The organism is Pseudomonas sp. BN411 (genome assembly GCF_029871235.1).
In the GTDB taxonomy this organism is placed as follows: domain Bacteria; phylum Pseudomonadota; class Gammaproteobacteria; order Pseudomonadales; family Pseudomonadaceae; genus Metapseudomonas.
Genome location: NZ_SSOM01000086.1, coordinates 100,165 through 114,232, shown reverse-complemented (window position 1 = coordinate 114,232; position 14,068 = coordinate 100,165). Strand labels below are relative to the sequence as shown.

The following is a 14,068-nucleotide window of genomic DNA, read 5'->3' as shown; positions in this document are numbered from 1 at the left end:
CCTTTAGCGAATGAATTCGCCCCCACAAGGTATGGGTGCCCGCTGCGGGATATGTGTGGGGTGTGGTGCGCTTTTCCTGTGGGGGCGATTTCAATCGCCAAGCAGCCCGAAGGGCTGCCCAATGGGATTGCAGGGGGCAACGGTGTTGCCCTTTAGCGAATGAATTCGCCCCCACAAGGTATGGGTGCCCGCTGCGGGATATGTGTGGGGTGCGGTGCGCTCTTCCTGTGGGGGCGATTTCAATCGCTATGCAGGCTGAAGGGCTGCCCAATGGGATTGCAGGGGGAATGAATTCCCCCCACAAGTCCAGCCTCAGAAAGCGAAGCAGGAACAGCCCAGCGCCCCCCAGAAACCCTGGAAATCACTCACCGGCACACTCGACTGGCGCGCCCGTTCGTGGCTGTGGGCATGCACGGCGCAGGCGCCGACGCACTGGTGCACCTGGGCGGCGAGCGGGGCGGCGGGCTTCCAGTGGCCGGGCACTTTGGCCACCGGCGACCACTCGGGCAGCACCGGGACCTGGGGCGGGCCGAGCTTGTCGAACTCGCCGGCGGCGTAAACCACCTTACCGTCGACGATGGTCAGCACAGACTCGATCCACTTGATCGCTTCTTCCTCGACGTTGAAGAAGTCCGCCGACAGTGCCGCCACATCGGCCAGCTGGCCCACCTTGATCTGTCCCTTCTTGCCCTGCTCGCTGGAGAACCAGGCGCTGCCGTGGGTGAAGAGTTCCAGCGCGGTGGCGCGGGACAAGCCTTGTGGATAAAGCTCCAGGCCGCCGACGGTCCTGCCGCTGACCAGCCAGTACAGCGAAGTCCAGGGGTTGTAGCTGGACACACGGGTGGCGTCGGTGCCGGCGCCCACCGGCACACCTTCGGCGAGCATGCGCTGGATCGGCGGGGTCTTCTCGGCGGCTTTGGCGCCATAGCGGTCGACGAAGTACTCGCCCTGGAAGGCCATGCGGTCCTGGATGGCGATGCCGCCGCCGAGGGCGCGGACGCGCTCGATGTTTTTCGGCGAGATGGTTTCAGCGTGATCGAAGAACCACGGCAGGCCGTTGAACGGGATGTCGCGGTTGACCTTCTCGAACACGTCGAGCATGCGCGAGATGGATTCGTCGTAGGTGGCGTGCAGGCGGAACGGCCAGCGCTGCTCCACCAGGTGGCGGACTACCGGCTCCAGCTCCTGCTCCATGCTCGGTGCGAGGTCCGGGCGCGGTTCGAGGAAGTCCTCGAAGTCGGCGGCGGAGAACACCAGCATCTCGCCGGCGCCGTTGTGGCGGAAGAAGTCGGTGCCGTCGCCCGGTTTCACCACCTTGCTCCAGTTCTTGAAGTCGGTGAGCTCTTCCTTGGGCTTCTGGGTGAACAGGTTGTAGGCGATACGCACGCTCAGCTGGCCCTTGTTGGCCAGTTCCTGGATCACCTGGTAGTCGTCCGGGTAGTTCTGGTAGCCGCCGCCGGCATCGATGGCGCTGGTCAGGCCGAGGCGGTTCAGCTCACGCATGAACTGGCGGGTGGAGTTGACCTGATACTCCAGCGGCAGTTTCGGCCCCTTGGCCAGGGTGGCGTAGAGAATCGTGGCGTTGGGCCGGGCGATGAGCATGCCGGTGGGGTTGCCGTTGGCGTCGCGCTGGATTTCGCCGCCGGGCGGATTGGGGGTGTCCTTGGTGTAGCCGACCGCCTTCAGCGCGGCGCGGTTGAGCAGCGCGCGGTCATACAGGTGGAGGATGAACACCGGGGTGTCAGGTGCCGCGCGGTTGATCTCTTCGAGGGTCGGCATGCGCTTCTCGGCGAACTGGAATTCGTTCCAGCCACCGACCACCCGCACCCACTGCGGGCTGGGGGTTCGCTCGGCCTGGTCCTTCAGCATGCGCAGGGCATCGGCCAGGGAGGGCACGCCTTCCCAGCGCAGTTCGAGGTTGTAGTTGAGGCCACCCCGGATCAGGTGCAGGTGCGAGTCGTTGAGGCCGGGGATGACGGTGCGCTGCTTGAGGTCGATGACCTGGGTGGCGTCGCCGCGCAGGGCCATGGCTTCGGCATCGGTGCCGACGGCGAGGAAGCGGCCGTCCTTGATGGCCACGGCGCTGGCGTTGGGTTTCTCGCGGTCGACCGTGTGGAAGCGGCCGTTGAACAGAATCAGGTCAGCGGACATGGAACCCCCTGAGGTGGCATGGGCGACGCCTGCGGCGCCGGCGAAGGGCAGTGCGGACCAGAGCGCGCCGGCGGCGCCGAGCACGCTGCTGGCGGCGAGGAACTGACGGCGGCTGTTGCTGGTTGGGTCTTCGCTCATGGAACCCTCCTTGGGCTCAACGTTGGTTCAGCCAACCGGCGAAAAAACGTGTCACCGGCGGCATGAAAAGATAGACAACCAGCAGCACGATGCTGGCGGTAATCACCACGTTGCTCGCCACGTAACTCCCGAGCCAGGGTTGCAGCTTGAACAGCGGCTGCCAGAGCAGCGGCACCAGCAAGGCCAGCGGCAGGATGACCAGGAAAGTGATGCAGGCCTGTTTCCAGCGTGGTGGCTGCGGCACGTCGGCCGGTATTGGGGTGAACCAGAATTCCCGCTCGGGATTGATTTCCACCTGGTCGCCATCGGCCAGCAGGTGACTGACTTCCTCGATCAGCAGACGGCGCTCGGTGGAGTCCAGCCAGGCCTGGAGCTGGGCCGTGCTGGCGAAGCGCAGGACGCAGGTGAACAGGTGCAAGCCGTCTTTGCGATCCCGCACCACATCGATGCCGAGGTGGCCGGGGTATCCCTTGGCGATGCCGATGATGCGGCGCAGCCAGCCTTCGTATTCCTGTTCCCGGCCTTCCTTGACCCGGTGGCGGATCAGCAGCGTGACGATATCGTCGGTGGTCATGGCGAGGTGCTCCGTGCAAGGCGTGGAAGAAGGCCGGAGGCGTTGGTCGCCTCCGGCCTTGTGGCTTACTTCACCTGACGCTGGGGCGCTTTGTGCACCATGGTGTAGGCGTAGTCCACGCCCATGCCGTAGGCACCGCTGTGTTCGCGCACCAGGTCCATCACCGCGTCGTAGCTTTCGCGCTTCGACCAGTCGCGCTGGTACTCGAGCAGGACCTGCTGCCAGGTCACCGGAATGGCGCCAGCCTGGATCATGCGCTGTACCGCCATGTCATGGGCTTCCTGGGAGGTGCCGCCGGAAGCGTCGGTGACGATGTACACCTCGTAGCCGGCATCCATAGCTTCCAGGGCAGGGAAGGTCAGGCAGACTTCGGTCCACAGGGCGGCGATGATCAGTTTCTTGCGGCCGGTGGCTTTCACGGCGGCGACGAATTTCTCGTCTTCCCAGGAGTTCATCGAGGTGCGTTCGATGGGCTGCTGATCCGGGAACACGCTTAGCAGTTCCGGCCAGATGTAGCCGCTGAAGCTTTCGGTTTCGACGCTGGTGAGGATGGTCGGGACGTTGAAGATCTTGGCGCTCTTGGCCAGGCCCACGGTGTTGTTCTTCAGTTGCTGGCGGTCGATGGACTGCACGCCGAAGGCCATTTGCGGCTGGTGGTCGATCAGGATCAGGGCGGAGTTGGTCGGGTTCAGCAGTTCGCGGATAGACATGGCATTTCTCCTGGAGCGTGAGTTGTTTGATTGCTTCCTGGCCGGTGCCTTCTCCGTGAAGGCTGTTTGGTTCCGACGTGGGATGAATTTTGTGCTCGCCCATTGAGAGAAACAATTCGGCATAATTGAACTTCATTGATTCTGAATTGGAGACATTGATGGACAGGGTCGAGTGCATGCGCGCCTTTATCGAAACTGTGCGCAGCAATGGCTTTGCCGCGGCGGCACGGGCGCTGGACCTGCCGCGCTCCACCGTGAGCAAGCAGGTGCAGGCGCTGGAAGAGGCCATCGGCGTGCAGTTGCTGGTACGCACGACGCGCAGCCTGCACCTGACGGAGGCGGGAACGGACTACTTCGAGTCGGCGCGGGACCTGCTGGCGGCCCTCGACGAGGCCGAGCAGCGGGCTCGGGATGGGGTAGGGGAGTTGCGTGGCGTGCTGCGGGTGAACGCGCCCATGTCCTTCGGCCTGCGCAAGCTCGGACCGCTGATTTCGCTGTTCCATGAACGGCACCCGCAGATCGAGCTGCAGCTGGTGCTCAGCGACCAGCAGGTGGACCCGGTGCGCGGCGGCTTTGACGTGACCATCCGCATCGCCAGCCTGGCGGACTCGTCCATGGTGGCGCGCACCATCGCCCCGGCGCCGCGCTATCTGGTGGCCTCGCCCGCTTACCTGGAAAAGGCCGGCATGCCGCAGTCGCCGGAGGACCTCGCCAATCACGCGTTCCTTGGCTACGGCTATCTGCAGAGTGGTGTCAGCCTGGCGTTGAGCAACGGCGAGGAGACCCGGCGGGTGCAGTTGAACGGTCCGCTCCAGGCCAACAACGGCGACTTCCTCGCCCAGGTGGCCGAGGCTGGTATGGGCATCGCCCTATTGCCGAGCTTCATCGTCGACGAAGCCCTGGCCGCCGGCCGGCTGGTGGCGGTGCTGTGCAAATGGCAGGCGCCGCCCATCAGCATCAACGCCGTCTACCCCTCGGCCCGCCGCATGCCACAGAAGACCCGAGCCTTCATCGATTTCCTGGTGGAGGAGATGAGCAGGGCTGTAGGGGCGATTTCAATCGCCAAGCAGGCCGAAGGTCTGCCCAATGGGATTGCAGGGGGCAACGGTGTTGCCCATAGCGAATAAATTCGCCCCCACAGGGGATGGGTGCCTGCTGTGGGATAGGTGCAGGGCTCGATGCGCTTTTCCTGTGGGGGCGATTTCAATCGCTGAGCAGGCCGAAGGTCTGCCCATCGGGATTGCAGGGGGCAACGGTGTTGCCCATAGCGAATGAATTCGCCCCCACAGGGTATGGGTGCCTGCTGTGGGATAGGTGCAGGGAGCGATGCGCTTTTCCTGTGGGGGCGATTTCAATCGCTGAGCAGGCCGAAGGGCTGCCCATCGGGATTGCAGGGGCAACGGTGTTGCCCTCGGCGAATGAATTCGCCCCCACAGGGTATGGGTGCCTGCTGGGGGATAGGTGCAGGGCGCGATGCGCTTTTCCTGTGGGGGCGATTTCAATCGCTGAGCAGGCCGAAGGTCTGCCCAATGGGATTGCAGGGGGCAACGGTGTTGCCCTTAGCGAATGAATTCGCCCCTACAGAGGATGTGCGGCGCCTTCTCCTGTGGGGGCGATTTCAATCGCTGAGCAGGCCGAAGGGCTGCCCATCGGAATTGCAGGGGGCAACGGTGTTGCCCATAGCGAATGAATTCGCCCCCACAAGTTATGGATGTCCACCGTAGGTAACCGTCACCGTTTCACCTGCCGCAATGTCTCATCGTCCATGTACCGCATCAGTGCCTGGATGTCCTGCTCGCCCAGTCGCAGGTTGGGCATGGCGACTTTGTTGTATTGCTGGAAGAGGCTCGTCGCCAGCGGGTCTTGCTCGGCGAGCATGCGGTCGGGTTCCTTGAGCCAGCGGGCCAGCCATTGGCGGTCGCGTTGGCGGGTCACGCCGAGCAGGTCGGGGCCGACGCTGCGCAATCCGCCCAGTTCGCCGTCCTGCGGGCCGAGGGTGTGGCAGGCGCTGCAGCGGGTGCGGAATACCTGCTCGCCGCTGGAGGGTGGACGGATGACCGGGGCATCCGCGTAGTTGCGGCTGGTGGGATCGGCCTTGCTCCAGTTCTGCAGGCCGTTGCCCAGCTTGTCGGCGAGGATATAGGGGTTTTCGAAGGGCGAAACCTTCATCCATTCGCCGGTGGCCTGGTTGCCCACCACCAGGCTCAGGTTGTGCTGCTTGAGGTTGCCCGGATCATCCCCTGGCACCAGCAGGCCGAGCTTTTCCCGCAGCCGGGTGATCTCGTCGTAGTCGCCGGTGAGGAACTGCCAGCCCGGCGCCACCTGGAACTTCGTCGCATAGGCCTTGAGCACTTCCGGCGTGTCGTGAATGGGGTCGATGCTGATGGAGTAGAAGTGGATGTCACGCCCGACCTGGTCGCCCAGCAGTTTCTGCACCTGGCGCAGGCGTGCGGTTTCCAGCGGGCAGCTATCGCCGCAGCTGGTGAAGATGAAGTTGATCGCCACCACCTTGCCTTCGATCAGGTCGTCGAAGAAGCGCAGGTGCTGGCCGTCCTGGTCGATCAGTTCGCTGTTGGGAAAGTAGTCGCGGCCCCAGGGGGCGGCTGCGACGGGCCGGCCGGCCGGCGCCAGCCAGAAGCCGGCACAGGCGGTGGCCAGTGCCAGCAGGGTGAGGGCCAGCCAGTGGATGCCTGGAATGCGCATGGGCTCTCTCCCTGGGACGGGGCCGCGCCGGCCCCGTCCCGCTTGGGGTTAGCGGCTGGTCTGGCCGGTGCCGTCGCCGGTACGGAAAGTGGGCAGGGCGACCGAGTCCACATAGCTCACGCCATCCCAACTGGGCAGGGGCGTGGGCATCAGCTGGACCTGGCCGGGGTGCTCGATGTCCCAGCGCAGCAGCATGGAGTTGTCCTCATGCTGGGTGTTGTGACAGTGCTCCATGTAGGTCCCGGCGAACTCGCGGAAGTGCACGGCCATTTCCACACTTTGCTGGCTCTCGCTGTCTTCGCCGATGCGATAGACGTCCTTGCGCGCCCACTTCTCCCATTCCGGCGGTGGCAGGCCACCGCGGCTGAGGACGATGCCTTCCTCGAAGTGCACATGGACCGGGTGTGACCAACCCCCGCCACCGTTCTTGATCTTCCAGATTTCCAGGGTGCCGGCACCGCTGTAGCCGGCCGGCGTTGGGCCATTGGCCAGTCGTGGGGCGGCAGAGATGCGCCGCGGGTCCATGTTGAAGCCCTGGCCGCCGTCGGTCTTGATGGTCCAGGGGGTTTCGTCGGTGCCGTTGGAGCGGCCGAACTCGAAGCTGCGGTGACGCGCCAAGCTCAGCAGTTGGCGATCGTTGGGGTTATCGGCGTGCAGGGTCAGCGGGATCATCACCTTGCCTTCGGCCTTGCCCGGCTTGGCCGGCTCGTAGTCGGCCGGGTTCATCGCCAGGTCCTGGCCGCTGTAGGCCTGCACCCGCAGTTGGAGGAACTTGCCGACGCCCGGGTCGCCCTTGTCCCAGGCGGGGCCGTTGCTGGTCTGCTTGATCACCGCCTTGTACTTCTCGGAGAGGATGTCGGCGAGGGCGATCTCCTGCTTGGCGCCCTTGCCGGTTTCATGTTCGAGGACGTTGACGAAGTACAGCTTGTCCCCGGCTTTGATCCCGCTCTTGGCGAAGTTGACGATGATGTCGTAACGCTCGGCGATGCCCTGGATGGGCAGGACGCCGAAGTGATCCTTGAGGTTGCCGTCATGGTCCAGGTCCAGCGTGCCGTCGAAGGGCACGGCGTGTTCCATGATGTTGCCGTCGTTGGCGATCATGTGGAACGGCACCCGCGCATAGGAGACGCCCGAGCCCTTGGGCCCCTGGAACTCGCCGCCGGTGCCCTTGATTTCACGCACAACGGCCAGCTTCAGGTAACGCGATACCGAGCCGTTGAGGATGCGGAAGCGGTAGCTGCGGGCGCGCACCTCGAACCACGGCTTGTACTGCCAGTTGACCAGCACCTGGTCGCCGAGGAAACCGTCGGTATTGAAGGGGTTGAACCAGAGCTGGCCCTGCTGATCCCAGGCCTTGTCGGCGACGAGCAGATTCACGTCGTAGTCGCGGTTGCCCCAGGATTCGGCCGTGCCGCTGGGGAAACGCAGGTTGATGCCGTCGTCGAAGGCTTCGTTACCCCGGTCCACCGCGCTGTAGTAGTTCATCATCGCGGCGTTGCCCTTGTAGACGTTCTGCGCGGTGAAATCGAGCATGTGGTCGTGGAACCAGTGGGTGCTCATGGTTTCGCGCCAGTCGCCGCGAATCTGGATCCGGCCGTTCTGGCAGGTCTTCAGGCCCGGATGGGCGTCGTTCACCCACAGCGTTTCGCCGTCGTCGCAGGGGAACGCTGCGCGCGGGTCGCTGGCGGTGGTGTTGATGGTGTCGTAGCCGGCCAGTTGGATCGGCCAGCGGTAGTCGTAGAACTGGCCGGGGAAGAAGAAGGCGTTGGCGTAGCCATCGCTCTCGGCCGGCGTGTGGCCGTTGTGTTCATGGGTGGTGATGGTGTGCAGGCCGAAACCACGGTTGGCTGCCGGGTCGATCGGCAGCGCGTTGTAGTGGCGGAACAGGATCGGCTGGCCATAGCGGACCATCATCAGCTTGGGCGGGAAGGTGCCATCGAAGGTCCACAGGGCGTTGTGGTCCTGCACCGGCATGTTGGGGTGGAAGCGTGGCTGGATGCCGCGCGTGGTGCCGTTGGTGAAGGGCAGGCCGGCGGTGTTGTAGTAGAGGCCGCCGGGGCCGAACTCACCTTCGTTGTAGCCGTGGCGTTGATACTGGTCGCGCACACCTCCATTGACTCGGGCTCCGGCCTGGGCCGTCTTGATCTCCACTTGCGGGTAGAACTCGTTCCAGCGCTGATGCGACCAGCCCATGCCTGGCGGGCGGCCCTCAGCGGAGCCGGCTATCTGCCGATGCAGGAAATCCTCGATCTCCGTGCTCCAGGGATTGCGGTCCAGGGTGTCGGCGTACTGGGTCGGGAAGGGCGACAGACCCGGTTGGCCGAGGAAGGCATCGAGGTCTTCACCGGACGGGCCGCTGCGCGAGGCGTCGCCCGGGTCCTGCTCGGGGGCCGAACCAATGCTCGGTTCGGGGAAGGAGATGGATTGCTGCGGCGAGGTGGGGTCGAGTTTCTCCAGGCCGAACACTTCGAACAGCATCATCTGCTGGGTGAAGGGCTGGGCGCCGTACAGCGGGCTCGGCTTGCCGTTGGTGGGGTAGTTGAACGAGGTCTGCCGTGCCGGTGGCAGCACGTTGTCGACGCGGGTGGCATCGCGGTCGCCGATCACGCCGTTGGGCAGTTCGATGGCGCCGGAGTTGGCCGGTGCGGCGGTTTCCAGTGCATCCAGGGCCGCCTGAGGGTTCTTCGGTGGGCCCGTGAAGTGCGACGGGTCGTCCGCCGGCGGTGGCCCGAACAGGTCCAGGGGAACGGCGACCGCGGCGTAGAGATCCAGCGCCATCAGCGCACCAAGGAAGAAACCGGAGGATTTGAAGATCTTCGGCACCCTGTTCAGGGCTTTCGAGATCGCACGCGTATTCCGGGCAGACATACCCACCTCGCTATCGAAGAGAGAGGAACACACCGAAAAGAGGAGTCGGGCCACCGGATAGAGGCACGGGGTGGGGCGGAGGTCGTCGGCGATGCTGTTGTAAAACGGCCGCGCCGCGGCACGCGACATCGGGTGCGAGGCTGTAGTGGCACGCAGGCCTCGGGGGTAATCCTTTTCTTTGTAACAAGGTGTGTCAATGAGTCGAATGAATCTCGTTTGGCGAGTGGTCAAAAGGTCGGCACAAGCGGTAGACCCCCAAAATTGGGGGTTTCAGGGCATTTGAAGATTCAATAGGGAGATCATTTGGCGTCGGTTTTTGGCAGCGACGGGATTCCGGCGGGGCTTCGGGAAACTTTGCAAGAGCGAATCGCACTTGCAGGTTTCCGAGTAGGGTGCGCCGCGCGCACCCTCCGATGGATTCGAGCATCCGTCACGAATGAGGGATGCTCGAATTTTTTCCTCAATGCGCCCCGGCGCCCTTGGCCAGGTCGCTTTCGTTCCACTCGGTGTAGACGCAGGCGTCCGCTGCGGCCCAGCGCACCATGACTTGCGCACCCGGTTGCAGAGGCGCGGTGGCGCCGGAGAGTTCCTTCAGGGTCAGGCAGGTGCCGCCCGCGGTGATCACGCTGCAGGTCAGGCACTCGCCGAGGAACACGGTTTCCGTAACCTTGGCCTGGATCTGGTTCCAGCCAGCGGCCAGGGGCTCCACGGCGGCCTGTTCCGGGGTCAGTACCTGGGCCTTTTCCGGACGCACCATCAACACCAGTTCCTGCTCGTTCTTCAGGCCAGCGGTGGGGCGGATGGCCAGCGGCTGGTTCTCGAAGCTGGCCACGGCGTTGCCCTGGGCCTTCACCTTGAGGAAGTTGGAGTTGCCGAGGAACGACGCCACGAAGGCGTTCGGCGGGTCCTGGTAGAGGTCGTAACCGCTGCCCAGGCCGACGATGCGGCCGTGGCTGAAGATGGCGATGCGCTGGGACAGGCGCATGGCTTCTTCCTGGTCGTGGGTTACGTAGACGATGGTGATGCCGAGGCGACGGTGCAGGTGGCGCAGCTCGTCCTGCAGGTCTTCGCGCAGCTTCTTGTCCAGGGCGCCCAGGGGTTCGTCCATCAGCAGGATGCGCGGTTCGTACACCAGGGCCCGGGCAATGGCCACGCGCTGCTGCTGGCCGCCGGAAAGCTGGGCCGGGCGACGCTGGGCGAACTTCTCCAGCTGCACCAGCTTGAGCATGGACTCGACGCGGCGCTCGCGTTCACCGGCCGCCTGCTTGCGAATGTCCAGGGGGAAACCGATGTTGTCGCGCACGTTGAGGTGCGGGAACAGCGAGTAGCGCTGGAACACCATGCCGATGTCGCGCTTGTGCGGCGGCACGTTCACCAGGGACTTGCCGTCCACCAGAATTTCCCCGGAGCTGGGCGTCTCGAAGCCGGCCAGCATGGACAGGGTGGTGCTCTTGCCCGAGCCGCTGGAGCCGAGGAAGGTGAGGAACTCGCCGTCCTGGATGTCCAGGTTGATGTTATCCACAGCGGCGAAGTCGCCGTAGTGCTTGTTCAGGTTTCGCAGACTGACCAGGGTCTTGTTTTCGCGGGTGTCTTGGATCACGGCACTCATTGTCTTTACCTCGGCGCTCAGGCGCTTGCAGGGTTGCGCCGGCGCAGCACGGCGGCGATCACCATGACCAGTACGGACAGACCGATCAGCAGCGTCGAGGCGACGGCGATCACCGGGGTCAGGTCCTGGCGCAGGGTGGTCCACATTTTCACGGGCAGGGTCTGCAGGGTCGGGCTGGCCATCATCACGCTCAGCACCACTTCATCCCAGGAGACCAGGAAGGCGAATAGGGCGCCGGCCATCATGCCGGGGCGAATCCCCGGGAAGGTCACCTTGAATACTGCCTGCAGCCGCGAGGCACCGCAGATCACCGCGGCGTCCTCGATGGACTGATCGAACAGTTTCAACGAGTTGATGATCGAGATGATGGTGAAGGGCAGTGCGACGATCACGTGGCTGACCACGAAGGAGAACAGCGTCCCGGTGTAGCCCAGCTTGAGGAACAGGGCGTACACGGCCACCGCGATGATCACCAGCGGCACGATCATCGGCAGGGTGAACAGGCCGTAGAGGAACTCCCGGCCGGGGAACCTGCCGCGCACCAGGGCGAAGGCGGTCGGCAGGCCCAGGGCCACGGAGCAGAAAGTGGTCAGCACGGCCACCTTGAGGCTGGCCAGGGCCGACTCCATCCACTCGGCGTTGGAGAAGAACTGGTCGTACCACTTCAGCGTCCAGCCCGGCGGCGGGAACACCAGCCACTGGGAGGAGCCGAAGGACAGCAGCACGATGAACAGGATCGGCAGCAGCAGGAAGGCTGCGATCATCCCCGTGGTGAGGTAGAGGCCGATGCGCAGGCGCAGGCCCATGGCATTGGGTGACAGCAGCATGGCTTACCTCGCAGTACTGGAAGCCACCGGAGATTCCGGTTGCAGCTTCAGGTAGACGTAGAACAGCGCCAGGGTGATGACGATCAGCAACGCGGCGGCGGCGCTGGCCAGGCCCCAATTGAGGAAGGACTGCACCTGCTGGACGATGAACTCCGGCAGCATCATGTTCTGCGCCCCACCCAGCAGGGCCGGGGTGACGTAGTAACCCAGCGACATGACGAAGACCATCAGGCCACCGGAGAACAGGCCCGGACGGCACAGCGGCAGGAACACCTTGAAGAAGTTGGTCCAGGGGCTGGCGCCGCAGATGGAGCCGGCTTGCAGCACCATCGGGTCGATGGCGGACATGGTGGCCTGCAGCGGCAACACGATGAACGGGATCATGATGTAGCTCATGCCGATCACCACGCCGGTGAGGTTGTGCACCATCTCCAGGGGTTGGTCGATGATGCCGATCGCCATCAGCACCTTGTTGATCACGCCAGACCCCTGCAGCAGCACCAGCCAGGAGTAGGTGCGCGCCAGCAGGCTGGTCCACATCGACAGCAGGACGATATTCAGCAACCAGCGGCCCCAGCCACGGGGCACCAGGGTGATCACCCAGGCCAGGGGGAACCCCAGCAGCAGGCTGATCAGGGTCACCAGGCCGCCGACGGCGAAGGTGTTGAACAGCACCCGGGTATAGGCCGAGTTGGCGAACAACTGCTCATAGTTGCCGAGCCCCGGAGTGGGCTCCAGGACGCCGCGCAGGAGTAGACCAATCAGCGGCGCGAGGAAGAACAGACCGAGGAAGAGCAGGGCCGGGATCAGGTTGCGGGCGCCGCGCCAGCGCAGCGCGGCCTGGTTGTCTTGTTTCATCGGCGCAGCCTTGGAGTCGGTGCCACGGGAGGCGCGGGATGCGCCTCCGGTGGCTTTGGCCTGCGAGCCGGGCTGAATGGCAGCCATCTTCACTTGACCAGCCATTCGTTCCACCGAGCGGCGATTTCCTGGCCGTTCTTGGCCCAGTACGCGTAATCGAGGGTGATCTGATCCTTAGCGTAGGCGGTGGGCAGATTGGGGGCGAGATCGCCCTTGAGCTGGCCCACGCTGTCGACGTTCACCGGGGCGTAAGCGGTGAGGTTGGCGAAGTCGGCCTGGCCCTTGGCGCTGCTGGCGTTGGCCAGGAACTTCATGGCCGCGTCCTTGTTCTTGGCGCCTTTCGGGATGACCAGGAAGTCGGCCATGACCAGGTTCTGCTTCCAGCTCACGCCCACCGGCGCGCCGTCCTGCTGCAGGGCGTAGACGCGGCCGTTCCAGAATTGGCCGAGGGTCGCTTCGCCGGAGGCCAGCAACTGCTGGGATTGGGCGCCACCGCCCCACCAGACGATGTCCTGCTTGATGGTGTCGAGCTTCTTGAAGGCGCGGTCCAGGTCCAGCGGATAGAGCTTGTCGGCGGGCACGCCGTCAGCCAGCAGGGCCAGCTCCAGCACGCCGGGGCTTGGCCACTTGTAGAGGGCGCGCTTGCCCGGGTAGTTGGCGGTGTCGAACAGGGCGGTCCAGTCCTGCGGAGTCTTGCCGCCGACCTTGCCCTGGTTGTAGCCGAGCACGAAGGAGAAGAAGAAGGAGCCGACACCGTGGTCGGAAACGAAGCGCGGGTCGATCTTGTCGCGCTGGATCACCTTGAAGTCCAGGGGTTCCAGCAGGCCCTCGGCAGCGGCGCGTAGGGCGAAGTCGGCCTCGACGTCTACCACGTCCCACTGAACGTTGCCGCTTTCGACCATGGCTTTCAGCTTGCCGTAGTCGGTGGGACCGTCCTGGACCACATGGATGCCGCTGGCTTCGCTGAAGGGCTCGGCCCAGGCCTGTTTCTGCGCATCCTGGGTCGTGCCGCCCCAGCTCACGAAACTGAGGTTGTCGGCGGCGAGGGCAGCGGTGCTGGTCGCGGCCAGGAATGCTGCGGCGAGTACCGCGGTTGCACGTTTTTTGAACACCATCTTGCTTGCCCTCATTGTTGTGTTTGTACGCAAGCGGGCTTCGCTTTCTACCCGCTTATCAGGAGCAGGACCCCACTGGGGGGATTCAAGGGCGGTCGAGGTGGGAGGCAGTCCCGAATTATCTCGGCCTACGGAATGTCATATTATGGTATTCCAAGCTTTCTGCAAGTCCTCCGCGATGGAGTGGGTGACGAGTGGTTGGGGAGGGCATTTCACCGGGCGCTGGGGGCAGCTTCGCCGCCCTTGGCGAATGAATTCGCCCCTACAGGGATGTGCCCCGCCGTGAAGTTGCAGGCGCGAGTTCCCCTCTCCCTTTGGGAGAGGGGCTAGGGGTGAGGGATGTCACACTTCGCTCGGAGTTGAGCTTGTAAGGCAGTCCTTCGGCCTGCTCAGCGAATGAATTCGCCCCCACAGGACTGTGCTGTGGGTGAGCCGGGAGTCACCCCTCTCCTCTTCAGGGAGAGGGGCCGGGGGAGAGGGCAGCCCTGCGGCCTGCTTGGCGATAAATTCCCTGC

Annotated in this window: 10 protein-coding genes; 1 reads left to right on the top strand and 9 read right to left on the bottom strand. The window is 64.3% G+C overall.

The window, feature by feature from the left end:
* Window positions 1–312: 312 nt before the first annotated feature.
* From E8F06_RS28740 to E8F06_RS28730, 3 genes are all read right to left on the bottom strand, one after another.
* Window positions 313–2,151 (bottom strand): amidohydrolase, encoded by a 1,839-nt coding sequence (locus tag E8F06_RS28740; protein ID WP_280372644.1) that lies wholly within the window; start codon window positions 2,149–2,151, stop codon window positions 313–315.
* A 154-nt stretch (window positions 2,152–2,305) separates the two neighbouring features.
* The gene (locus tag E8F06_RS28735) at window positions 2,306–2,863 is read right to left on the bottom strand and encodes an antibiotic biosynthesis monooxygenase (protein ID WP_280372544.1); all 558 of its coding nucleotides are present in this window, start codon (window positions 2,861–2,863) and stop codon (window positions 2,306–2,308) included.
* A gap of 65 nt (window positions 2,864–2,928) precedes the next feature.
* Complete coding sequence (locus E8F06_RS28730) at window positions 2,929–3,573, bottom strand: hydrolase (protein ID WP_280372543.1); 645 nt, start codon at window positions 3,571–3,573, stop codon at window positions 2,929–2,931.
* Window positions 3,574–3,731: 158 nt separating this feature from the next.
* Here E8F06_RS28730 and E8F06_RS28725 point away from each other — a divergent pair, with 158 nt between their 5' ends.
* Window positions 3,732–4,700, top strand: coding sequence for a LysR family transcriptional regulator (locus tag E8F06_RS28725; RefSeq protein ID WP_280372542.1), 969 nt, complete (start codon window positions 3,732–3,734; stop codon window positions 4,698–4,700).
* 604 nt (window positions 4,701–5,304) lie between these two features.
* On the opposite strand, the gene E8F06_RS28720 is transcribed toward E8F06_RS28725, so the two are convergent.
* The 6 genes from E8F06_RS28720 to E8F06_RS28695 form a co-directional block, all read right to left on the bottom strand.
* Window positions 5,305–6,276 (bottom strand): SCO family protein, encoded by a 972-nt coding sequence (locus E8F06_RS28720; protein WP_280372541.1) that lies wholly within the window; start codon window positions 6,274–6,276, stop codon window positions 5,305–5,307.
* A 48-nt stretch (window positions 6,277–6,324) separates the two neighbouring features.
* Window positions 6,325–9,054 (bottom strand): multicopper oxidase domain-containing protein, encoded by a 2,730-nt coding sequence (locus E8F06_RS28715; RefSeq protein WP_280372643.1) that lies wholly within the window; start codon window positions 9,052–9,054, stop codon window positions 6,325–6,327.
* 550 nt (window positions 9,055–9,604) lie between these two features.
* Entirely contained in the window at window positions 9,605–10,753 is a 1,149-nt protein-coding gene (locus E8F06_RS28710; protein WP_280372540.1) for an ABC transporter ATP-binding protein, read from the bottom strand.
* Window positions 10,754–10,770: 17 nt separating this feature from the next.
* Window positions 10,771–11,580, bottom strand: coding sequence for an ABC transporter permease (locus E8F06_RS28705; RefSeq protein WP_280372539.1), 810 nt, complete (start codon window positions 11,578–11,580; stop codon window positions 10,771–10,773).
* 3 nt (window positions 11,581–11,583) lie between these two features.
* Window positions 11,584–12,543: an ABC transporter permease gene (locus E8F06_RS28700; RefSeq protein ID WP_280372538.1), complete on the bottom strand. Its 960-nt coding sequence runs from the start codon at window positions 12,541–12,543 to the stop codon at window positions 11,584–11,586.
* A complete protein-coding gene (locus E8F06_RS28695; RefSeq protein WP_280372537.1) occupies window positions 12,528–13,553 on the bottom strand; it encodes a polyamine ABC transporter substrate-binding protein in 1,026 nt (341 codons plus the stop codon). Before E8F06_RS28695 ends, E8F06_RS28700 begins: the two co-directional genes overlap by 16 nt.
* Window positions 13,554–14,068 lie beyond the last annotated feature (515 nt).

What these genes read in the sequence shown, in the direction of transcription:
- E8F06_RS28725 (WP_280372542.1), top strand. Translation starts at nt 3,732, where the DNA reads ATGGACAGGGTCGAGTGCATGCGCGCCTTTATCGAAACTGTGCGCAGC.
- E8F06_RS28695 (WP_280372537.1), bottom strand. Translation starts at nt 13,553, where the DNA reads ATGGTGTTCAAAAAACGTGCAACCGCGGTACTCGCCGCAGCATTCCTG.
- E8F06_RS28715 (WP_280372643.1), bottom strand. Translation starts at nt 9,054, where the DNA reads ATGGCGCTGGATCTCTACGCCGCGGTCGCCGTTCCCCTGGACCTGTTC.
- E8F06_RS28700 (WP_280372538.1), bottom strand. Translation starts at nt 12,543, where the DNA reads ATGGCTGGTCAAGTGAAGATGGCTGCCATTCAGCCCGGCTCGCAGGCC.
- E8F06_RS28705 (WP_280372539.1), bottom strand. Translation starts at nt 11,580, where the DNA reads ATGCTGCTGTCACCCAATGCCATGGGCCTGCGCCTGCGCATCGGCCTC.
- E8F06_RS28720 (WP_280372541.1), bottom strand. Translation starts at nt 6,276, where the DNA reads ATGCGCATTCCAGGCATCCACTGGCTGGCCCTCACCCTGCTGGCACTG.
- E8F06_RS28740 (WP_280372644.1), bottom strand. Translation starts at nt 2,151, where the DNA reads ATGTCCGCTGACCTGATTCTGTTCAACGGCCGCTTCCACACGGTCGAC.
- E8F06_RS28730 (WP_280372543.1), bottom strand. Translation starts at nt 3,573, where the DNA reads ATGTCTATCCGCGAACTGCTGAACCCGACCAACTCCGCCCTGATCCTG.
- E8F06_RS28735 (WP_280372544.1), bottom strand. Translation starts at nt 2,863, where the DNA reads ATGACCACCGACGATATCGTCACGCTGCTGATCCGCCACCGGGTCAAG.
- E8F06_RS28710 (WP_280372540.1), bottom strand. Translation starts at nt 10,753, where the DNA reads ATGAGTGCCGTGATCCAAGACACCCGCGAAAACAAGACCCTGGTCAGT.